Raw genomic sequence first — 19,631 nt, 5'->3', positions numbered from 1 at the left:
ACAGAGGCACTCTCGATGCGGACACGATGAACGAGCGATTAGGGCGCTGAGTGCGGTCTCAAACTGTGCGTTTCCCTGCCGCAAGTCCGTAACAGTCGGCTTGTTTTAGCCTGAATCCGCGGGTAGGCTCGAGTGCATGGCTTCACGACCGAAGAAACTCGGTGTCGTTTTCGTCGCGCTGATGGTTGCTCTCTCGGGGGGGCCTGCCCTCGCAGGCGCAACGACAGGGACGAGCGACGACGCCGGAGACATGAGCGCAACACTCGAAAACGTACAGGTAGAGTCACTCGATCTCGAGGAGGTTACGATCGAGAACGCGACGATCGAGGAACTGAACGTCGATGAACTCGATATCAACGAAGAGGAACTCGACGAGGCAATCGATGAAGAAAACGACGAGAACGATGCTGACGAGAACGATGCTGATGAGGAGAACGACGTCGCTAATGAGGACAACGCGAACGAAGAAGTGACGATTTCTGACATCCAGATCGAACAGCTCGAGTTCGAGAACGTCTCGATTGAGGACCTCGAACTTGACGAGGAGAACGACGTTGATGAGGAGAACGATGCTGACGAGGAGAACGACGTTGACGAGAACGATGCTGACGAGAACGACGTTGACGAGGAGAACGACGCCGACGAAGAAATGGATCTGATCGATGAGGACGCTGACGAACTCACTATCGAGGAGCTCACCATCGAATCGATGAACGTCGATCAGATGACCATCGACGAGCTAGAAGTCGAAGATGACGGACTTCTCGACGACATTTCCGATTTCGTCGGTGATCTCTTCAACGATGACGACGAGAACGATGCTGACGCGGAGGACAATGACGTCGCCGAAGATGAAGAGAACGACGCTGACGAGGAAAACAACGACGTCGCTGACGATGACGAGAACGACGTCGCTGAAGACGAAGACAACGATGTCCAAGAAGAGGAGATCAGCGAGCTCACCATCGAGCAGTTCGATGTCGAGTCGATTGCCATCGATTCGATGACGGTTGAAGAGCTCGAGGAAGCTGAGGAGAACGATGTTGCCGAGGATGAGGAGGACGATACTGCTGAAGATGAAGAGAACGACGTCGCCGAGGATGAGGAGAACGATGTCGCTGACGACGAAAACGATGAGGTCGACGATGCTGAAGTCGTCTCCCAGGCATCCGCGACTTCGATTGCAATCGACACTGCGACCGCCGACTCACTAACTATCGCCGACGCAGAAGACCTCGAGGATGTCGACGACGAGGAAAATGACGTTGACGATGAAGAGAACGATGTCGACGACGAGGAAAACGACGTTGACGACGAAGACAACGATGCAGACGAAGACGATGACCAGCTGTCGATCGCCAGTCTGAGCTAATCGAACGAACACCATTGGCGACGTGGTTCGGTGGGCGAGGTCGCCACCCGTGATCGATTTTTTGCCGACCGATATCCATCAGTCGATCGTCAACTACAGCTCCTGCTCGTTGGTTTCGAACAGCTGATAGTACGACACAGCGAGGACGGCTCGTCCGTCGCGAAGGTTACCACTGCGGACGGCCTCGAGTAGCTCATCGAAAGCGAGCTGTGTCACCCGAATACTTTCGTTGTGATCGAGCTGTTGTTCGGCCGTCGGTCGACAGCCCTCGGCGACGAAGATGTGTAATACAGCGTCGGTGATGCCGTTTGCCGGCTCGACGGTCACCAGTGGCTCGAGGCGATCGGCCTCGTGTCCGGTCTCTTCAGCGAGTTCACGACGGGCGGCTGCCTCGAGGTCGTCGTCGTTGGGTTCGGTGCCACCGACGGGAAGCCCACGGTTCACGCGGGAGACGGCCTGGCGCCATTCTTCGATGCAGACGACGTCGCCGTCGGGAGTGAACGGGAGGATGCAGACGCTTGCGGGTTCGGAGAGATAGTCGTACTCGGTTTCGGTACCATCGGGCAACTGAACGGACTCGTTAACGATATCGAAGCCCGGACAGGAGTAGGCTACCTGCTGATCGAGGGTTTTCCAGGCGAGCGGATCTGGGGTGGGCATACCGGCCCGTACGGGAGTAGCCGTCAAAAGCACCGTGTCACGATCGAGAGTCCGACGCGGACTCGATGGTGGGTGGGTTCAGTTCGAGAGGATATGTGGCCCGTTCTGAACGATGGCCGCTCGTACCTGCTCTATAACAAAACCACAGATCGGTGAACGTCGTCACTCAGAGGGTGATCCATGGATCAGCTAACTGGGTTCCAACGCGATTTGGTGTACGTGATTGCAGGAAAAGACCGTCCGTCAGGACAGGAGATCCTTGACGATATCAACAGCTATATCGACCAGCCGGTCACCCATGGCCGGCTGTATCCCAATCTCGACACGCTCGTCGAGAAGGAACTTGTTGAAAAAGGACAGCTCGATCGGCGGACGAACTATTACGCGTTGACGCCGAAAGGCAGACGTGTACTCCAGCGCCGTCAGGAGTGGGTCGATCAGTACGTCGACGTGTAGACACTCCTGACCGTTCTCAACACTCGACTGTCGGACTGTAAAAAAGCTACTCGAGTGAGATCGATCGTCTGCGTGGATCTCCGTGCTTAGTCGTCAGCCGCGACCGGTTCCTCTGCACCGTCGTTGGCATCGTCTTCGTACTCCTCTGTATCGTCTTCTGGCTCCGTCTCGTCCGGCACGGGTGCTTCTTCGACCTCATCCTCGAGTTCGTCGTCTTCATCCATCACGTCGTCTTCAACTGGCTCTTCTGGCTCCTCTTCTTCGTCGGCCATCGGTCCGTCAACAGCGACGCGGACGGTGAACGGACGCTCGTCCTCGTCCATTTCGTCGACGGGCTCGTCTTCGTCCATTCCGTCAGCAGGTTCATCGGCATCGTCCATCTCATCAGCAGGCTCGTCCTCGGCTGCAGTCACAGGATCGTCCTCTTCAGCAGCGTCGGGCTCCTCGAGGTAGCCAATCGCGTACGCCGTGTACGCTGTGTTCTCCTCGAGTTCGAGGTCGGCAGAGGCGACCGGCTCTGGCTGTGTCTCGTCTTCCTCATCGTCGTAGTCGTCTTCCACGTCGTCCTCAACGTCGTCGAAGTCGTCTTCCACGTCGTCCTCAACGTCATCGAAGTCGTCTTCCACGTCGTCCTCAACGTCATCGAAGTCGTCTTCCACATCGTCTTCAACGTCGTCGACGTCGTCTTCCGCATCGTCGGTGACGGGCTCGTCATCCTCGAGGTCGTCTTCTGCGGCCGGGACGATGTCGACGGTGTATGAACCCGGATCGAGTGGTGCGTACTCCGACGACTCGCTGAAGGAGACGTCCTCGAAGAACGGCATGCCGTCCGCTGCGTTGAGCACGTCGACAGCGGGCGCGTCAGGCGACGCGTGAACGACTCGAACCTGTGACATCCCTTCCTCGATGTCTTCTGGTCCGGCATCGACGAGCAACAAGACGTCGAACGTCCCCGTTTCGAGGTCCTCGTCTACCTCGTCGGGTTCGTCTGTCGGCTCCGGCTCGGGTTCGGGTTCGTCGCTGATCTCGTCTTCATCATCGCGCCTGTGGCCGTTGTCGTCGTGTCCGTGGCCGTTGTCGTCGTGTCCGTGGCCGTTGTCGTGTCCGTGGCCGTTGTCGTCGTGTCCGCAGTCGTCGTACCCGTTTGACTCGCTGTCGTCGTCATACGCTCCGTTATTCTCGTACTCGTTCGGCTCGTCGTTCTCGATCGGCTCCTCGAGGTCGTTCTCATCGTCGGCCTCGAGTTCGCCGATTGCAGCGGCCGTGTAATACTCGGCATCGATTGTGACTGATTCCTCGTAGACGACTGCCTCCGGATCGCCAGTCGCGGTAATCGTTACCGTGTACGTCCCGGGAGCGACTTCGAGATACGGCGAGAGTTCGTCGTATGCAACGTCTTCGAGGATCTGGTCGCCATCGATCAGCACGTCGACGTTCGGCGCGTCCGGCGAGAAGTGGCCGACGCGAAGCGCACCAACGTCTTCATCCTCGGGCATCTCCTCAGGATCGCGTTCGTCGTCCTCGTGCTCGCTGACGGCCAGTGCCGTCCCAGTGAGCGTTGTTCCCGCACCGATAACACCGATCGCCTTGATTGTCGAGCGTCGTGATAGCGTCATGCTACGAATCGAACGGGGTGCCAAACACCGAAAAACGGCTCAGTCAGTTGCCCTGATTGTCCTCTCGTTTACTCGCCCTCTCTCGCTGTAGAACGTCCATAACGGATCGTAACGCGATCCTACAGCCGAGTAGCATCACCGAACAGCGAGGTGTTTTATATATTTCCGTCGAAAGAGACCCGTGAGAGGTCGGCCTCGAGGTCATCGACGTGCTCATTGAACGTTTCGACGAACGCCTCCACATCGCCAGCGAGTCGACGCACCTCGGTCGCCGACGGCGGCCCGTACTGTGAGAGAAGATAGGTTCCATCCGAACCACCGACCCGCAGATAGGCGGCGACGTCTCCATCCCACTTGAGCTCCCAGCGGGTTCCCGAGACTGTCGTCGCGTAGGTCCCATACTCCCCTTCATACCGGTACAGTTCACTCGCCATCGCGTTGCCGACGTCACGAATCCGTTCGACGATCCGATCTCGCTCGGCGACCAGTTCTGCCGTCGACTCGACGGCGGGGAACTCGTCCGGAACATTCTCGAGTAAGCCCTCGACGGACTGGGCGTATTCGTTGTAGGCCGTGACGAACGCCGCGTAGTCCGCCATCGCCGTCTCGAGGGCGTCGGGATCTGGCGGCTGCTTGCTCGAGACAACGTACGTTTCCGAACCGGAGGTGGGATCGTATCGAAGATACTGGACGTCGCCAGCCTCGTATTTGAGCGTCCAGGTGCCGCTGTCGGTCTCAAACTCCGCCTGTCCGTAGTCGCCACCCTCGAAGACGGCAAGCTCTCGTGCGATCTTCCCAGCGTGTGTTCGGACGCGAGCTGCCAGTTCATCGCGCCGTTCGGACACGTCACCCATCTCCTCGACCGCAGCGTCCAGTCCCTCGGTCATTGGTCGCCAAAGGGACCAGGGGCCAGTAACGGTTGCGCTCGAGGACTACGACCAAAAAACGATAATCCAACGGAGTGATGGGGGCCAGCGGCTCCGCCTCGAGGACGGACTCGACCGTACAGTGCTGACAGCCCGATGATCTGGCTCGTGACAGCTGTGTGTCTCAGCTCACTTCTCAGCGGTCCAGCCTCACTCCATCAGCCGAGGTTCGCGTCTTCCGTCCCCTCCCCATCGTTTGCCATTTCGTCGTCTTCGATATCGCTCTACGTCTCCTCCTCGTCGTCCGGTTCATCTTCCTCTTCCTCATCCGGCTCTTCCTCATCCGGCTCTTCCTCATCCGGCTCTTCCTCCTCTGGCTCTTCCTCATCCGGCTCTTCCTCCTCTGGCTCTTCCTCCTCTGGCTCTTCCTCCTCTGGCTCTTCCTCCTCTTCTTCGTCCGGATCACCACAACCCGCGAGAACGGCCATCGACGCCATGGCACCCGTCATCTGGAGCAGTCGCCGTCGTGTCTGACGTGTTCGTCCCATACCTCTGATGTCCCTCTCGAGATCAATAAACCGGGAGCCGACACTCGCATGGTCGAAAGCCATGCGTTTGCTGGGAACCAGCTCGATCTGCCCACATCGACGACAACCCGCTATAGTAACACCTGAACCGATGTCCACACACATCGCACAGTCATCGTGCGATGCAGTGTGCAGTGATTTTCAGTGGCTACTACAGATGACCATCAGTTTCGAGGAGCGAATCCGATATGTTGTTCGGATGCACGCACTCATTCAGCGCGTCATGATAGTCACTGAATCTGGCCTTCAGATCCTCGAAAATCGGTCAAAAACGGCTTCTGAGATTTTGTTTATCCGCCGTCTCCACGGACTTGAAGCGCTGTCGGCCGGGTGTGGGCGTCGGGATCTAAACCGAATCCGGTCGGCTGGGATCGCTCACAGTGTTTAACCCTCTCCGGCGATTCTCTCTACATGACCGATGAAACGCCCGACTCGCCAGAAAGCGCGTGAGGATCAGACAGAGCACGAAACAACTGAGCAAGAGGGCGTTCGAACCTGTCCTGAATGCGACTCGAGTTCGCTCATTCGAAGTTCGGACGAAAGCGAAATCAGCTGTGAAGACTGCGGGTTGATCCTCGAGGAAGAGACCATCGACCGCGGCCCAGAGTGGCGGGCGTTCAACCACTCCGAACGGGATAGCAAGTCCCGCGTGGGCGCGCCGACGACTCAGACGATGCACGACAAGGGGTTGACGACCACGATCGACTGGAAAAACAAAGACGCCTACGGCCGATCGCTCTCCTCAGACAAACGAACCCAGATGAACCGGCTGCGCAAATGGCAAGAGCGCATCCGAACGAAAGACGCTGGCGAGCGAAACCTCCAGTTTGCCCTCTCCGAGACCGACCGGATGGCTTCCGCGCTGGGTGTCCCGCGCTCGGTGCGGGAGGTCGCCAGTGTTCTCTACCGGCGCGCGCTCAGCGAGGACCTCATTCGGGGTCGCTCGATCGAGGGTGTCGCCACGAGCACGCTGTATGCCGCCTGCCGGATGGAGGGCATTCCGCGCTCGCTGGATGAAGTCGCAGCCGTCTCACGCGTCGAACGCATGGAGATCGGCCGCACGTATCGATATATTTCCCAGGAACTCAGCCTCGAGATGGAGCCCGTGGATCCGAAGAAGTACGTCCCTCGGTTCTGTTCGGAACTCGATCTCTCCGAAGAGGTCCAGGCGAAGGCCAACGAGATCATCGACACCACCGCCGAGCAAGGGATGCTCTCGGGCAAGTCGCCAACCGGCTACGCCGCCGCGGCGATCTATGCAAGCGCGCTGCTGTGTAACGAAAAGAAGACCCAGCGCGAGGTCGCCGACGTCGCACAGGTGACCGAGGTCACCATCCGAAACCGGTATCAGGAGCAGATCGACGCGATGGGGATCTATAGCTAGAGACTCGAGTGCGGTTGCGTGTGACTCGTCGTTGTCGGTACTGTTCACGGTTTTTTAGCGTGGTATCAGCGGGCAGTGAGTGACTCGCTCGAGTGAGTGAGGACTCGAGTCAGACACACGATGTTCCCGATCTCGTGTGCAGATTCGGGAAACGGATTTCGTCGACATGCAATCATCGGGGCCGACCCAAGATCGCCGGTCCAAGAGCTAGAAACCAAACAACAACCAACCGTAGTAGTCGGTAAGCACATCTATCGCCCCGTACGCTACCGCCAAGACCACAGCTGTACAAATCACGAGTAAGATCAGTCCGATAGACATGAAATACACGAGCGTTTCAGAGTCCATGCTAATCGATCAGAGACGATTTGATAAAAAACATGGCGACAATCCATCTCTGAAATAACCTCCGTTTCATGTGTTTCAACTGGAGATTTTGTGCGGAGGCGGGGGGAAGGGCGCTGTAATTTTTGTGCTGCCGCTTTGCGACACGCCAGAACTGCCCTTTTCACTTCCACCGGGGTGTAGTCGGATGATCGAGAGCTAACGCATGAATCAGGGACTATTTTCGGGAGAGACAGACATCGACCTAGCACCGTCCCCTGCCACCTGCCTAATCATCTCTACTCTCGTGTAGACAGCGAACAGCGGTTCTACAGCCAAATCCAGATCCGTGCGGTAGGCCGGGACATATCGCCCCCAGTCGCTTTGCTCCGACACCCAGCGGCACGATACGCGATGGGGATTGAGAAAGATCGATACCGACTGCTGATGACGGTATTCGTTCGCTATCTCTTCAAAACACTCGAGGGATCAGCCAACGCAGATTCGAACACGGGAAGACAGTCACTCTCGTTTCACTCGAGCGCCGCGACTTCCCTGCTCGAATCTGCTTGGGTCAATTTCCCCGCACCACAAACCGAGGAGCGTCAGCGACGAGTCTGTGGTGGAACAGTGGGCCGGCGCAGATTACGAACCACGCCCAGAGGTTCCTGCTCGCTTCGCTGCGCGGGCTGCCTCTGGTCTACTTCGAATCTGCGCGCCGTCATCATCGCCCGCATTTCGGACTCCTCGCTTCGCTCGTCGCCGTGAAATGCGGGTAGAATGATGGGCCGGCGCAGATTCGAACTGCGGTTACGGCCACCCGAAGGCCGAAGGATACCAAGCTACCCCACCGGCCCGCAGTCGGAGTGACGACACCGATTTGTTTAATGCTTTCGGGACCGCCAATCGGAGCGCTTGCTTGCGATTTTTACAGTACTCAAAATCGCTCGTAGCCGTCTGTATCCAGATAGTGATGGGCCACCGTGATCGCCTGATCAGCGTGTAACAACTCTGGACCGAGTCGAATCCGCTGGTCGACGGCTGCCTCGAGCACCCGCTCCTCTTCGGCGGTGAAATCGTGGTGGTCCGAGAGAACGAAGATGGGGTTCTCGAGGCCGTCCGTTTCGACGACGGCGTCGCCATCCTCGTGGAGTTGGACGACGGTTCCATCGTCAGCGATCGCCTCGAGCGTGGCCTCGAAGCCGCGGCGGTAGAGTTCGATGCCGGGGCTTGGCTCGGCGGGGAGCGCACCGATCGCGTCCTCGCGGTGCTCGAGGGCCTTGCGCACGAGCGCGGCGGTGCTGCGCTCGTCGGGATTGAGCCGCCGCAGCTCGCTGCCGTCGAACGTGATCGTGAGTTCGTCTTGAATGACGAGGTGGGTACGAACGGCCTCCCGAATGCCATGTGAGGTGACAAACGAGGCGGTGATCGACCGACAGAGTGCGTCGAGGCGGCCGGCCCCGCCGGCGAGGTCGTCGAGCGAAAACTCGGGCTCGGTCGGCACGTCGTGAGCGATGAGTACGAACTGGCGCATACTGGTGGGAGGATGACCGATGGGATAGCCCCCACGATTTCTCGAGCGTGTCGAAGAGACTGTGTAGGTCACACATACCACGGAAATGGGGTGGTGTGCGGCTGCGACAGACAGTGCTGTCACACGAATTCAGGGACGATCACGACCGCTGACATTGCATAGGCATGGCCAACTGTTTCGAGTATTTCCCGTATGGAGTACCTATATGGCGAAATCACAGTCGTCTCAGACGGGCAGCGACGAGCCGCGGCTTCTGAGCCTCCTCGAGGGACGGCCATGTCCGTACTGTCATGCAGGCGAACTCGAGCAGGGCGTCTACAAGGAGAATAAGGCGGTGGTCTGTGGCAACTGCGAGACGCCCCACGCACAGCTGTGGTAGGTTCTCGGAACTCGGTAAGACGCTGAGCAGTTGCGGAGACTCGGCAATCGAGCGTGGACACGTTCTATAGTAACAACTGCAACGAGTTGCACACTGACCGCACAGCCGTCGCGCGATCAGGTGTGCAGTGACGTGCGGTGGCTACTATATCAAAGCGTACGAGAGCGGTGGGTCGGCATCGGCCGACCACGGTCAGTTCGATCAGCGCGAGCCGGGATAGTCGTGACCAACGACAAGCGCAACCATGTGGACTGCAAGGAGGGTGAGCAGAATCGAAAGCGATGTCGTCGAGTCGATGCCGACGAGAAAGACGGGGAAGTAGGCGACCGGCAGGAGGGTGCCGATCCAGAAGCCAGCGGCGGTGACGGCGTTCCCCAGATGCATTGTTGTGACACTACTGCATCGACTCGAGTGAGACGAACGAGTCCGCGTGGGCGGTAATCCAGTTGGTCATCAGCTCCTCTTCGGTTGCCTCTCGCGGAAAGATCGCACACTCGTCAGGCGCGTTTTCGTTCTCGATGGTTGCATGATCGAGCTCGGCCGTCGGTTCCTCAGTTGGGGGATGGCTGTCGGCGTCCGTGTTCATATGTCTCAGGCGATTGGTAATCGCTCCAGATGCGGATTCTAGTGTTTCACTTATTGTTATCGACTCAATAATCCGTTTTACACCGACGATAGCACCCGATTTTGGCCCGACTCTGCTCGGTCACTCACGTCTTTGGGAACAAAATCGGTGCTAACGTGTACGGTGTGACTACGATCGAGGCCTGACAGTGAGCCGAGAAAGTGGTCGGTGTAGGTGATAATTGTGCGCGTGTTCGACGGTTGAGTGTGGTGGTTCCGAGACACCAACCGTGTGGCCTACTCGGAGACGGGGCGTGCGCCAAGTGTCAGTGAGACTGTCTGCTCAGTGCCGTTTCGCCAGATATCGAGCTGGATCGTGTCGCCCGGACTGGTCTCGAGTTCGAGATACGTCGAGAGGGCGTGTCGGTCGGGAATTGGCTCGCCGTCGATCGCGACGATGACGTCGCCGCCGACGGGTGCCGCAGTACCTTGTCGCGAGGTCGTTGCTGGCTCGAGCACACCGTCTGCGGCTTCGCCGTCTGCGACTGCTGTGATGAGGACGCCGGTCGCTTCTGGAAGGCTGTTGGCCTCGGCGATGTGGCGATCAACGGTGAGGATGCCGACTCCCATATAGGGGTGGTCGTACGTTCCGGTCTCGATGAGTGCGGGGACGACGCGCTGTGTTATCGCTGCTGGAATCGCAAAGCCGATGTTGTTCCCGCCGCCGGAGTTGATGACGCCGAGTACCTCGCCGTCCATGTTGACGAGCGGGCCACCGCTGTTGCCGGGGTTGACGGCGGCGTCGGTCTGAACGGCGTTCGAGATCGAGAACTCCCGATCCGGCAGATCGAGCGTGCGGTTGACGCCGCTGACGATGCCCTGGGTCATCGTTCCCTCCAGTCCGTATGGATTGCCGACCGCGAGCACCTCCTGGCCAACGACGGGCCATTCGTCGGTCAGTGAAAGTGGTGTCGACGCGTTCGGGACGTGATCCACCTCGAGGACGGCCAGATCGCTGTAGAAATCGGTTCCGAGGAGTCGAGTCCCCGTCCAGTCGCCGTTGATGTACTGGAGATCGACCGACTTGCCGTCAGCGACGACGTGGTCGTTCGTCACGACGTGGCTCTCATCGATGAGAAATCCCGATCCCTGGCCACGGCCTTCTTGACCGGTGTCCGGATCGCTGACGCCGGCGACGCGGACCTGCGTCACCGAGTCGATGACAGAACGGTAGATCTCTGTGTAGGCCGATCCGTCGGCAGCGTTGTCGCGGTCGATCGAATGGACCGAGCTCCCTTCCATCGAGTTGTCGGCCCGGGGTTCAGAACAGCCAGCGACCGCGCCGGCGAGGCCAGCGCTGGCAAGCGCGAGAAACCCGCGGCGATCCACTCGAGATTCGTTCATGTGCTCTGGTAGGACCCACACCATTTGAACGTCTGGGATACCGACGTGTCGGTTGGGGCGGGATCGACCGTTGGCTGCGGGCGAACCCAACGTCACGCGCGAACACGACTCGCGAGGAGTGCCACTGTCCGCCAGAAGGGAAAACGTGTTACCCGCGGCCGCCCGACTCCAGTCTATGATCACGGAAGACGCCCGCGCACTACTCGAGACGGGTGCGGTCTGTGACTCCTGTCTTGGCCGACCGTTTGCCGAGCGGAGTTTCGGACTGACGAACGCCGAACGCGGCCGGGCGCTACGGACGACGGTCGCGATGGCCGACGACGACGACTTCGATCCCGCCACGCCAGAGGAGTGTTGGGTCTGTGAAGGATACTGTGGGACGTTCGATGCCATCGCCGAAACGATCGTCGACGCCCTCGAGGGCGTCGACTTCGCTACCTATCAGGTCGGCACTCGGGTCCCGCCGCTGGTGGAGGAAAACGAACGGCTTCTCCGGGAAGACGCCGGCCTCGAGCCCGATGTCGGCGAGATGCTCAAACAGGAGTGCAACCGCGAGGTCGGCCGCCGCGTCGGCGCGAAGACGGGCACCGACGTCGACTTCGACCGCCCAGATGTGCTCGCGGTCATCGACCTCGAGGCGTTCGACCCGCTCGAAGCGATCGAATCCGACTCGGTGACGAGCCACGCCGTCGACCTCCAGGTCAACCCCGCGTTCGTCTACGGCCGCTATCGCAAACTCGAGCGCGACATTCCACAGACTGAGTGGCCGTGCCGAGAGTGTGGCGGCAGCGGCGTTCAACTAGGCAACGACGGCGAAGTAGACTGCGAGTACTGCGGCGGCTCTGGCTACATGTATGATACGAGCGTCGAGCAGGTCGTCCGGCCACACGTCGTCGACGCCATGCAGGGTGAGGAAGGCACCTTCCACGGCGCGGGCCGCGAGGACGTCGACGCCCTGATGCTCGAGGAGGGACGGCCGTTCGTCCTCGAGGTCACGCGTCCGAACGTGCGCGACCCCGACCCGGCCGAACTCGAGCGCGAGATCAATGCGGCCGCGGCGGGCGCGGTCGAAGTCGAGGGTCTGCGACTGGCAACGTACGAGATGGTCGAGCGTGTCAAAGAACACGATGCGAGCAAACAGTACCGGGCCGATGTCGAGTTCGCTGACCCCATCGAGGAGGCTGACTTCGAGGCGGCACTCGAGAAACTCACGGGAACGACTGTCGAGCAGGACACACCACAGCGCGTTGACCACCGGCGAGCCTCGCTCACGCGCGAACGAACCGTCTACGACATCGATGGCGAACTGCTCGAGCCGACACGGGCCGAGGTCCGGGTTCATGGCGAAGGCGGCCTCTACATCAAGGAACTCATCAGCAGCGACGAGGGCCGAACGGTACCGAGTCTGGCCGGCCTGCTCGAGACTGACGCCGAGGTGACGGCGCTGGACGTGCTCGGCGTCGAAGGTGAAGACGAGCCGTTCGAACTCGAGGCGTACTTCCATGACGAGCCGCGAGCCGACAACCCAGACGACACCGCGGAAGCCGCTGAGTGATCCGGGCTGGCGAAACGACAGCTCGGTCCACCCGCGACTATCCCATGGGTACACCGGCACTGACGGACAGAAATCCGGCTGCGTGACCAGCGAGTCACAACGATTTTCATCACGGCCGCTGAGCCATGTCGTATGCCATTCGGCGTCGACGAGGCAGGAAAGGGGCCGGCGCTCGGCTCGATGTTCGCCGCAGCCGTCTTCCTCGAGGACCGAACAGCGCTCCCCGACGGCATCGCAGACTCCAAGCGACTCACACCCGCCCGACGCGAAGAGTTGGCGACGCGCATCCGCGAGGACGACGAGATCGCTGTCGGCGTCGCCGAGATTACGACGACACGAATCGACGACCCGGAGACGGACATGAACGCACTGGCTGTCACGGCCCATGCCGAGGCAATCGACGAGGCGCTTTCAGGGCTCTGTGACGACCCGGTTTCGGGGCTCTGTGACGCTTGTGACACCGACGCTGACCGCTTTGCTCGCCGGGTGGCCGACGCCTGTTCGATCTCGAGGTCGCTCGAGATCGACGCCCGACACGGCGCTGACGACGACTCGAAACTCGTCGGTGCCGCCAGTATTATCGCGAAAGTCGAACGCGACACCCACGTGGCGGCTCTCGCTGACGAGTACGGCCCTGTCGGCAGCGGCTATCCCAGCGATCCGACGACACAGACGTTCCTCGAGTCCTACGTCGACGAACACGGCGACCTCCCGTCGTGTGCCCGCGCGTCCTGGTCGACCTGCGAGCGCGTACTCGCTGAGGCCCAACAGACGGGCCTCGAGCAGTTCTAATCGTGGATCTCTCTTAGCGACCGTTTTATACGCCCACTCGACACACTTCTGAAATATGCTCGACGTGATCGCGCTCCTCGGCCTTGCCGTGGTCGCGACGGCCGTCGTCTGGAAGGGGAGCACGTGGCTCGAGACCTCGGCCAATCGGCTCGCCGCGGGCTACGGCGTGCCGGCGATCGTGCAGGGTGCGATCATCGCCGCTGCGGGCTCGAGTATGCCGGAACTGGTCAGCGTCATCCTCGCCACGCTGCTCCACGGCGAGTTCGAACTGGGCGTCGGCGCGATCGTCGGCTCTGCCGTGTTCAACCTGCTGGTGATCCCGGCCGCGGCAGTTCTCGTTGGGAGCGGGACGATGTCGACGGGCCGGGATCTGGTGTATAAAGAGGCGCTGTTCTACATGCTCGCGGTCGCTGCGCTGTTGTTGACGTTTTCGTTGGCCGTGATCTACAACCCACTCGAGGGGGCAGGGCTTCAGGGGAACGTCACTCGGTCGCTGGCGTTGTTCCCGCTGTTGCTGTACGGACTGTACGTGTTCACTCAGTATCTCGACACCACAGAGTACACGGGCACGGCCGACGCTGATGTCGATCTCGTCTCTACCTGGTTGTGGTTCGGCCTCGGGCTGGTAGTCATCATCGTTGGCGTCGAAGGACTCGTTCGATCAGCGATCGGGCTCGGTGAGGCGTTTGGCACGCCCGCGTTTCTCTGGGGAATGACTGTCGTCGCTGCCGGCTCGAGTGTGCCGGATGCGTTCGTCAGTGTCGCTGCCGCCCGGGCGGATCGGCCGGCGGTCAGTCTCGCGAACGTGTTGGGCAGCAACGTCTTCGACTTGCTCGTTGCGGTTCCAGTCGGTGTGTTGGTCGCTGGGACCCTGACGATCACGTTCGCCCACATCGTCCCCATGATGGCGTTTCTGATCTTCGCGACGATCGTCTTCTTTACCATCGCCCGCACGGATATGTTGCTCTCTCGGTCGGAGGCCTGGCTGTTGCTCGTCTTGTACGGCCTGTTCGTTGGCTGGTTGCTCCTCGAGAGCGTCGGCGTGACGAACGTCGTCCCAACCTGACTCGAAACCGTAGAAAACCGTGAGCGAACGCGATTACTTGTCGGTCATCAGCCGCTGGAGGATGTCACCGTAGGCGGGCCGGGTGATGAGCACTCCGATCAGCACGCCGAGGATGGTGATGATCGCGAACCCGCGCAGATCGCCGAGGCTCAACACGGCCAGTGGCGACATGGCGATGATCGTCGTCGCTGCGGCAGCGCCGATGATCCAGAACGCCTTGCGGAAGCGGGATTCGAACACCCGTTGGGAGTTGACGTCGCCGTCGTCCATCACCTCGTCGGCGATGATGATGAGGTCGTCCACCCCCGTCCCGACGACCGCGATGAATCCGGCGACGTGGGAGAGATCAAGCGGCATGCGGATCAGCGCCGCGAAGCCGAGCAGGATCACCACCTCTGCCATCGCGGTGACGACCATGGGCGAGGCGACTCGGATATCCCGGTAGCGCAAGAAGACCATTCCGCTGACGGTCAACACCGATAGCGCGCCGATCAGCAGCGAGTAGAGCTTGAACTGGTCAGCGAGTGCGGGCGACAGCGAGTAGGTCTCGTCCTGACTGAAATCGAGCGTTGCAGGCATCGCACCGGACTGGAGGTTCACGGAGAGTGACTGGGCCTGTGGCTGGGTCTGGGCACCCATCTGGAAGCTCGGATCGTTTGCCCAGCTTCCGTCGGCCATGTTACTCGCAAGCGACGGCCCCATGCTGTGAGCGTCGACGACCTCGCCGTCGACGACGGTGAGCAGACAGTACTCTTCGCCTTCGTGATCGAAGTTGATCGTCTCTCCGTCACCACGCAGCGAACACTGTTGGACGCCTTCACCGGTAAAGCCGAGCTCGTTCATCCGATCCTGGTATCCGGGTGCGGCGTTGCTGTCGACGGCGACCGGGACGACATACCCGGACCCTCGCTCGTCAGGCTCTGGCGGATCGACCGTTGCGATATCGGCGCCGGTCAGCACCGTCTCGTTTTGCTGTGTGCCGTTTTCATCTGGGTGGTATGCGACCACTTCGACGATCCCGCGTTCGGAGAGCAACTCGCGAAGCTCGTCAGGGTCCATATCCGGCACTTCGGTGACGATGTAGTACTCGCCGCCGAGTCTGGCCGAGTCGTAGACGGAGCCACCGGAGAGTCCGGCTGCGTTGATCCTCGAGTCGATCGTCTCGATGATCTGGTTTCGAGTTTCCTCCGTGACTCCGTTACGAATGTCATCGGGGTCGACGTCGACGCCCGCTTCGCCGAGTGCCGCAGCGAACTGCGCTTCGGTCACGTCGGGATCGAAGATTTCGGCGTGGACGTTGCCGCTATCGTCGACACTGACGCGTGCGTCACCCGTCTCGAGTTCGAACTCGTCGTTGTCGTACAACGTGTTCTCGATCTCGGTGAGCCGTTCTCGGTCGACGGAGCCGTCTTCTTCGTTGACAGCACCCGCGTCGATGTCCTCGGCGGTCATCCCGATCACGGGCGCGCTAATCCGTGTCCCGCCGTCGAGACCGAGCCCGTACTCGATGTTCGTCGGGTTGTCGTCGATCTCGTCGTCTTCGACGAGGCTGTCGTCGGCCATGATGCCGCCCGGAATGAACAGGGCAACGAGTGCACCGGCGACGAAGGTCACTAACAGGAGGATCCGCCAGTACTCCTTGATGAAACTTATTGGCCCCATCATGATCGGATCCCCTCGAACTTGTACCATCGAAGCAAACTCAGGTTGAGCATATACGTGTTCATCAGGTCGGCTGCGAGCCCAACGAAGAGGATGATCCCGATCGATGCCAGCAGTTCGACGCCGAACAACCACGCCGAAATACCCATTACGAGCATCGCCGTCATCGAGGTCACCGTCATCGTCACACCAGTCTCCATCGCACGGTTGGTACTTTCATAGAAGTCACCGCCACGCCGAAGGATGTGGTTGTTTAACAGGATGTCCGAGTCGACCGAGTAGCCGATCAACATCAACAGAGCGGCGACGGTTCCCAGCGAGAGCGAGATACCGGTAATCGCCATAAAGGCGAGCGGAATCACGATGTCCGAAAACGCCGAGACGACGATCGCGATCGACGGGACGAACGTCCGAAACAGCAAGAACGCGAGGACGCTCATACCGAGGAACGCAACGGCGATCCCAAGCAGGGCGGTTTGCTGGGTCTGTGAGCCGAAGCTTTCGGAGACCGTCGACTCGAGCTGGACGATATCGGCATCGCCGTCTTGCTCGAGGTTCTGTTCGGCTTGCTCAGTGAGACTCGAGAGATCGGTCGAGGTGAACTGAACGATGTACTGGTTGTCCGTATCGGGCGCTGTAACTGCCTGCACCGACTCGGGCTCTTCGTCGAATGCGTTCGCGATTTCCTCTTCCGAGGAGGTCGTCTGGACGGTCAGCTCCGAGCCGCCAGCGAAGTCCATCCCCAGCTGGACTGGCGTTCCTGTCACGAGAAACGAACCAGTGAGGACGAGCAGTGCAACCGCAAGAACCGCAAGCGGTACCGCCGCGAGTTGGCGGTTGCTGTACCGGGTGTAATTGATCTCCGGTACGTCGAAATACCCCATATATCCGACCACTGGCTGTCAGCCCGTGTAAGCCTTCTCAATTTCTACAGCATGTTCTGAAACGAATTATATCACGAAATGCGACGGGTTGAAGTCTGTTGAGCCCGATTATGGGAGCTATCGTTCGAATCGGGTCGAAACGACGATCTGCCCATACATCTACTCGTCTGATCTGTACACTCAGTCCGGCAGATAGCGGACGCTCAATACACCGTCGTCGACTGCTTGACGGACCTCGACGCGGACCGCCTCGAGGCGTGCCGCTCGAGCGATCGTCTCCTCGTCCTCGAGGACGTCCGTGGCCGCTGCCTCCACGTCGGCAGCAGGGACACAGAAGATATGAATTTCGCCGGTTCCGGCCCGCTCTTCCTGAATCAGATCGCCAATCTCGGCGTCGGCTGCCAGTTCCTTTGCGTGCTGGGTCGGCTCGAGGTCGCTGTCGACCAACTCGATCGCGCGTCTGTCCTCGACGTCGACGAGCTGCCACGTGACCTCAAGCGGCGGCTCCGGCGCGACGGTCGCCTCGAGGACGTCGTGGATATCGAGGTCGGGATTCGACGATAGCGTGTGTACCTGTGCAGTCTCAACGTCACGGATGACGGCCGAGTCGGCCTCGGCGTGGGTGACGACAAACGTGCCCGTCTTCTCGGTCATATCGGGTCGTACGCACAGGACGGGTTTCCGGGTTTCGCCTTTCGGTCGACTCGTTCGCGTGATGGTTCCCAGCCGACGGGGACCGAAACCACTCTTATGGGTCGGATCTGAGTATCTCCTGTATGGTCTGTTCGAAACTGCTGAAACTCTGTTACGCCTCGAGTGCACTGTACGGACTCCTCACGGCGCTGGCCCCGAAACGGAGCCTGTCGCTGTCACTGAACTGCTGGAAGCGTGGCTTCGAGAACGTCTCCGAACTGGAGCCGAAACCGTGGTACGTCCGCAGCACCCGTGCAGTCGGAATCGGTATGATCGCCGCTGGCCTTGCTGGATTCGCGCTCGAGGAGCGTGCTCGGAAGGCGGCTGCGGCAGCCGACGCCGACTCGGAAGTCGACATCGTCGAAGTCGACGTTGACGGCGACGACTCGGACAAGTAACCCACTCACGTTTCGGGTCGTTTCTACGGCGCTGTCCGACTGTGTGACGGAACGCCTTTAGCGCCGGCGGTCGCCTGCTCTCGTATGCACGTCGATATCGGTAACGCACTGGCATCGGTCGCCTCGCCGGGCGTCTCGAGAGCCGCCCTCGAGCGACTGGACACACAAGTTGCAGACGCCCACGAGCGCATCGAGCGCGGCATGGCCGATCACGAACACGGCTACGAGGCGCTGAACCTCCCGCAGCGAACGGATCCCGACGAGATCCGTGCCGCTGTCGAGCCGGTCGCCGACGCTGACGCCCTCATTACGGTCGGTATCGGCGGCAGTGCACTCGGTGCGGCGACGATCACGAACGCGCTTACCGACGAAAGCGATACCGAGGCCGTCTATCTGGACAACGTCGATCCCGAATGGGTATCGAGCCACCTCGATCGACTCGACCTCGAGAACACGGCGATCAACGTCGTCTCGCGGTCGGGAACGACGGCGGAGACGCTGGCGAACTTCCTCGTAGTTCGGGACGAATTCGAGTCGGCCGGTGTCGACTGGACCGATCGAACGATCGTGACGACCGGCGACGCCGGCCCGCTGCGTGATCTCTCCGATCGCCACGATCTCCCCTCGCTGAAAGTTCCGGACGGCGTTCCCGGCCGGTTCTCGGCGCTCTCTGCAGTCGGCATGGTCGCTGCAGAAGTCTGTGGCCATGACCTCGAGGCGCTGCTCGAAGGGGCCGCTGCGGAAGCTGAGACGCTGTCAGGCTCGCTGTTCGAGTGTCCGGCCTACGCCTACGGCGCGACGACATACGCCTTAGACCAGCGCGGTGCCGGCATCAACGCGATGGTTCCGTACGCAGAGTCACTCGAGACCGCAGCCGAGTGGTTCGCACAGCTGTGGGCCGAAAGTCTCGGCAAGGACGACCTCGGCCAGACGCCGGTGCGTGCCCTCGGCGTCACCGACCAACACTCCCAACTGCAGCTGTATCGTGCCGGGCCGCGGGACAAGCTCGTCACGTTCGTCTCGCCGGGCGAGACCGCGGACCGTGCGATCCCTGAGACCGACGTCGAGGACCTCGCTTATCTCGGCGATTCGACACTCGGCGAGTTGCTCGAGGCCGAGTTCGAGGCGACCGAAGCCAGCCTCGCGGCGGCCGGCCGCCCGAACGTTCGGCTCGAACTCGAGCGTGTCGACGAGTACGAACTTGGTGGACTGCTCTATGGGCTGGAGGCTGCCTGCGTGCTCGCGGGTGAACTCTACGCTGTCAACACGTTCGAACAGCCCGCCGTCGAGTGGGCCAAAAAGGCAACTCGTGGCTTGCTCGGTGGCGGCGAGTTCGAGGAAGCCGAGGCCGTCGCCGAGAAGACGTCGCTTCGCGTCGAACGGTAGCAACGCTGTATCCTGTTGACTGTCCGCTCGTCACGACGCCGGCTCGAAC

At 60.5% G+C, this 19,631-nt stretch carries 20 protein-coding genes and 1 tRNA gene; 9 read left to right on the top strand and 12 right to left on the bottom strand.

Features of this window, described 5'->3' with window-relative positions; translation table 11 throughout:
- Positions 1-136 precede the first annotated feature (136 nt).
- The gene (locus tag ACERJA_RS04040) at positions 137-1,372 is read left to right on the top strand and encodes a hypothetical protein (protein WP_373606981.1); all 1,236 of its coding nucleotides are present in this window, start codon (positions 137-139) and stop codon (positions 1,370-1,372) included.
- A 93-nt stretch (positions 1,373-1,465) separates the two neighbouring features.
- On the opposite strand, the gene ACERJA_RS04035 is transcribed toward ACERJA_RS04040, so the two are convergent.
- On the bottom strand, positions 1,466-2,032 hold the full coding sequence (locus ACERJA_RS04035; RefSeq protein WP_373606980.1) for an NUDIX hydrolase: 567 nt from the start codon (positions 2,030-2,032) through the stop codon (positions 1,466-1,468).
- Positions 2,033-2,212: 180 nt separating this feature from the next.
- Here ACERJA_RS04035 and ACERJA_RS04030 point away from each other — a divergent pair, with 180 nt between their 5' ends.
- Complete coding sequence (locus tag ACERJA_RS04030) at positions 2,213-2,488, top strand: PadR family transcriptional regulator (protein ID WP_006066497.1); 276 nt, start codon at positions 2,213-2,215, stop codon at positions 2,486-2,488.
- A gap of 86 nt (positions 2,489-2,574) precedes the next feature.
- Here the strand turns inward: ACERJA_RS04030 and ACERJA_RS04025 are convergent, their stop codons facing one another.
- From ACERJA_RS04025 to ACERJA_RS04015, 3 genes are all read right to left on the bottom strand, one after another.
- Positions 2,575-4,104 carry a DUF4397 domain-containing protein gene (locus ACERJA_RS04025; RefSeq protein WP_373606979.1) on the bottom strand — a complete coding sequence of 510 codons (1,530 nt, stop codon included), beginning with the start codon at positions 4,102-4,104 and terminating at the stop codon, positions 2,575-2,577.
- 155 nt (positions 4,105-4,259) lie between these two features.
- Complete coding sequence (locus tag ACERJA_RS04020) at positions 4,260-4,991, bottom strand: hypothetical protein (protein ID WP_373606978.1); 732 nt, start codon at positions 4,989-4,991, stop codon at positions 4,260-4,262.
- A 263-nt stretch (positions 4,992-5,254) separates the two neighbouring features.
- Positions 5,255-5,518 (bottom strand): hypothetical protein, encoded by a 264-nt coding sequence (locus ACERJA_RS04015; protein ID WP_373606977.1) that lies wholly within the window; start codon positions 5,516-5,518, stop codon positions 5,255-5,257.
- Positions 5,519-5,975: 457 nt separating this feature from the next.
- Between ACERJA_RS04015 and ACERJA_RS04010 the strand changes: the two genes are divergently transcribed.
- Positions 5,976-6,941: a transcription initiation factor IIB family protein gene (locus tag ACERJA_RS04010; protein WP_006066501.1), complete on the top strand. Its 966-nt coding sequence runs from the start codon at positions 5,976-5,978 to the stop codon at positions 6,939-6,941.
- Between the two features lie 1,108 nt (positions 6,942-8,049).
- Here the strand turns inward: ACERJA_RS04010 and ACERJA_RS04005 are convergent.
- Positions 8,050-8,122, bottom strand: a tRNA-Pro gene (locus tag ACERJA_RS04005).
- Positions 8,123-8,202: 80 nt separating this feature from the next.
- A complete protein-coding gene (gene trmY, locus ACERJA_RS04000) occupies positions 8,203-8,799 on the bottom strand; it encodes a tRNA (pseudouridine(54)-N(1))-methyltransferase TrmY (protein WP_373606976.1) in 597 nt (198 codons plus the stop codon).
- Between the two features lie 205 nt (positions 8,800-9,004).
- Here trmY and ACERJA_RS03995 point away from each other — a divergent pair, with 205 nt between their 5' ends.
- On the top strand, positions 9,005-9,178 hold the full coding sequence (locus ACERJA_RS03995) for an HVO_A0556 family zinc finger protein (RefSeq protein ID WP_373606975.1): 174 nt from the start codon (positions 9,005-9,007) through the stop codon (positions 9,176-9,178).
- Between the two features lie 201 nt (positions 9,179-9,379).
- Here ACERJA_RS03995 and ACERJA_RS03990 read toward each other — a convergent pair whose 3' ends face one another.
- The 3 genes from ACERJA_RS03990 to ACERJA_RS03980 all read right to left on the bottom strand — a co-directional run bounded on the left by ACERJA_RS03990 (position 9,380) and on the right by ACERJA_RS03980 (position 11,146).
- Positions 9,380-9,562: a hypothetical protein gene (locus ACERJA_RS03990; protein WP_373606974.1), complete on the bottom strand. Its 183-nt coding sequence runs from the start codon at positions 9,560-9,562 to the stop codon at positions 9,380-9,382.
- A 10-nt stretch (positions 9,563-9,572) separates the two neighbouring features.
- Complete coding sequence (locus ACERJA_RS03985; protein ID WP_006066505.1) at positions 9,573-9,764, bottom strand: hypothetical protein; 192 nt, start codon at positions 9,762-9,764, stop codon at positions 9,573-9,575.
- Between the two features lie 275 nt (positions 9,765-10,039).
- A complete protein-coding gene (locus ACERJA_RS03980; protein ID WP_373606973.1) occupies positions 10,040-11,146 on the bottom strand; it encodes a S1C family serine protease in 1,107 nt (368 codons plus the stop codon).
- A 175-nt stretch (positions 11,147-11,321) separates the two neighbouring features.
- Here ACERJA_RS03980 and ACERJA_RS03975 point away from each other — a divergent pair, with 175 nt between their 5' ends.
- The 3 genes from ACERJA_RS03975 (at position 11,322) to ACERJA_RS03965 (ending at position 14,559) form a co-directional block, all read left to right on the top strand.
- Positions 11,322-12,701: a tRNA pseudouridine(54/55) synthase Pus10 gene (locus ACERJA_RS03975; protein ID WP_373606972.1), complete on the top strand. Its 1,380-nt coding sequence runs from the start codon at positions 11,322-11,324 to the stop codon at positions 12,699-12,701.
- 132 nt (positions 12,702-12,833) lie between these two features.
- Complete coding sequence (gene rnhB, locus ACERJA_RS03970; protein WP_373606971.1) at positions 12,834-13,493, top strand: ribonuclease HII; 660 nt, start codon at positions 12,834-12,836, stop codon at positions 13,491-13,493.
- A gap of 55 nt (positions 13,494-13,548) precedes the next feature.
- Positions 13,549-14,559: a sodium:calcium antiporter gene (locus tag ACERJA_RS03965; protein WP_373606970.1), complete on the top strand. Its 1,011-nt coding sequence runs from the start codon at positions 13,549-13,551 to the stop codon at positions 14,557-14,559.
- Positions 14,560-14,592: 33 nt separating this feature from the next.
- Here ACERJA_RS03965 and ACERJA_RS03960 read toward each other — a convergent pair whose 3' ends face one another.
- From ACERJA_RS03960 to ACERJA_RS03950, 3 genes are all read right to left on the bottom strand, one after another.
- The gene (locus ACERJA_RS03960; protein WP_373607449.1) at positions 14,593-16,221 is read right to left on the bottom strand and encodes a preprotein translocase subunit SecD; all 1,629 of its coding nucleotides are present in this window, start codon (positions 16,219-16,221) and stop codon (positions 14,593-14,595) included.
- Complete coding sequence (secF, locus tag ACERJA_RS03955) at positions 16,221-17,105, bottom strand: protein translocase subunit SecF (protein ID WP_373606969.1); 885 nt, start codon at positions 17,103-17,105, stop codon at positions 16,221-16,223. The genes ACERJA_RS03960 and secF overlap by 1 nt, the downstream gene beginning before the upstream one ends.
- Positions 17,106-17,285: 180 nt before the next feature.
- Complete coding sequence (locus ACERJA_RS03950; protein ID WP_373606968.1) at positions 17,286-17,759, bottom strand: DUF5812 family protein; 474 nt, start codon at positions 17,757-17,759, stop codon at positions 17,286-17,288.
- A gap of 122 nt (positions 17,760-17,881) precedes the next feature.
- Between ACERJA_RS03950 and ACERJA_RS03945 the strand changes: the two genes are divergently transcribed.
- On the top strand, positions 17,882-18,196 hold the full coding sequence (locus tag ACERJA_RS03945; RefSeq protein ID WP_373606967.1) for a hypothetical protein: 315 nt from the start codon (positions 17,882-17,884) through the stop codon (positions 18,194-18,196).
- 84 nt (positions 18,197-18,280) lie between these two features.
- On the top strand, positions 18,281-19,582 hold the full coding sequence (locus ACERJA_RS03940) for a glucose-6-phosphate isomerase (protein ID WP_373606966.1): 1,302 nt from the start codon (positions 18,281-18,283) through the stop codon (positions 19,580-19,582).
- The last annotated feature ends 49 nt before the right edge of the window (positions 19,583-19,631 follow it).

The sequence above is a fragment of the Natronorubrum sp. A-ect3 genome (genome assembly GCF_041821125.1).
GTDB lineage: Archaea > Halobacteriota > Halobacteria > Halobacteriales > Natrialbaceae > Natronorubrum > Natronorubrum bangense.
Note: the sequence above shows the minus strand (reverse complement) of the source record. Positions and strands in the feature narration are given on the sequence as shown.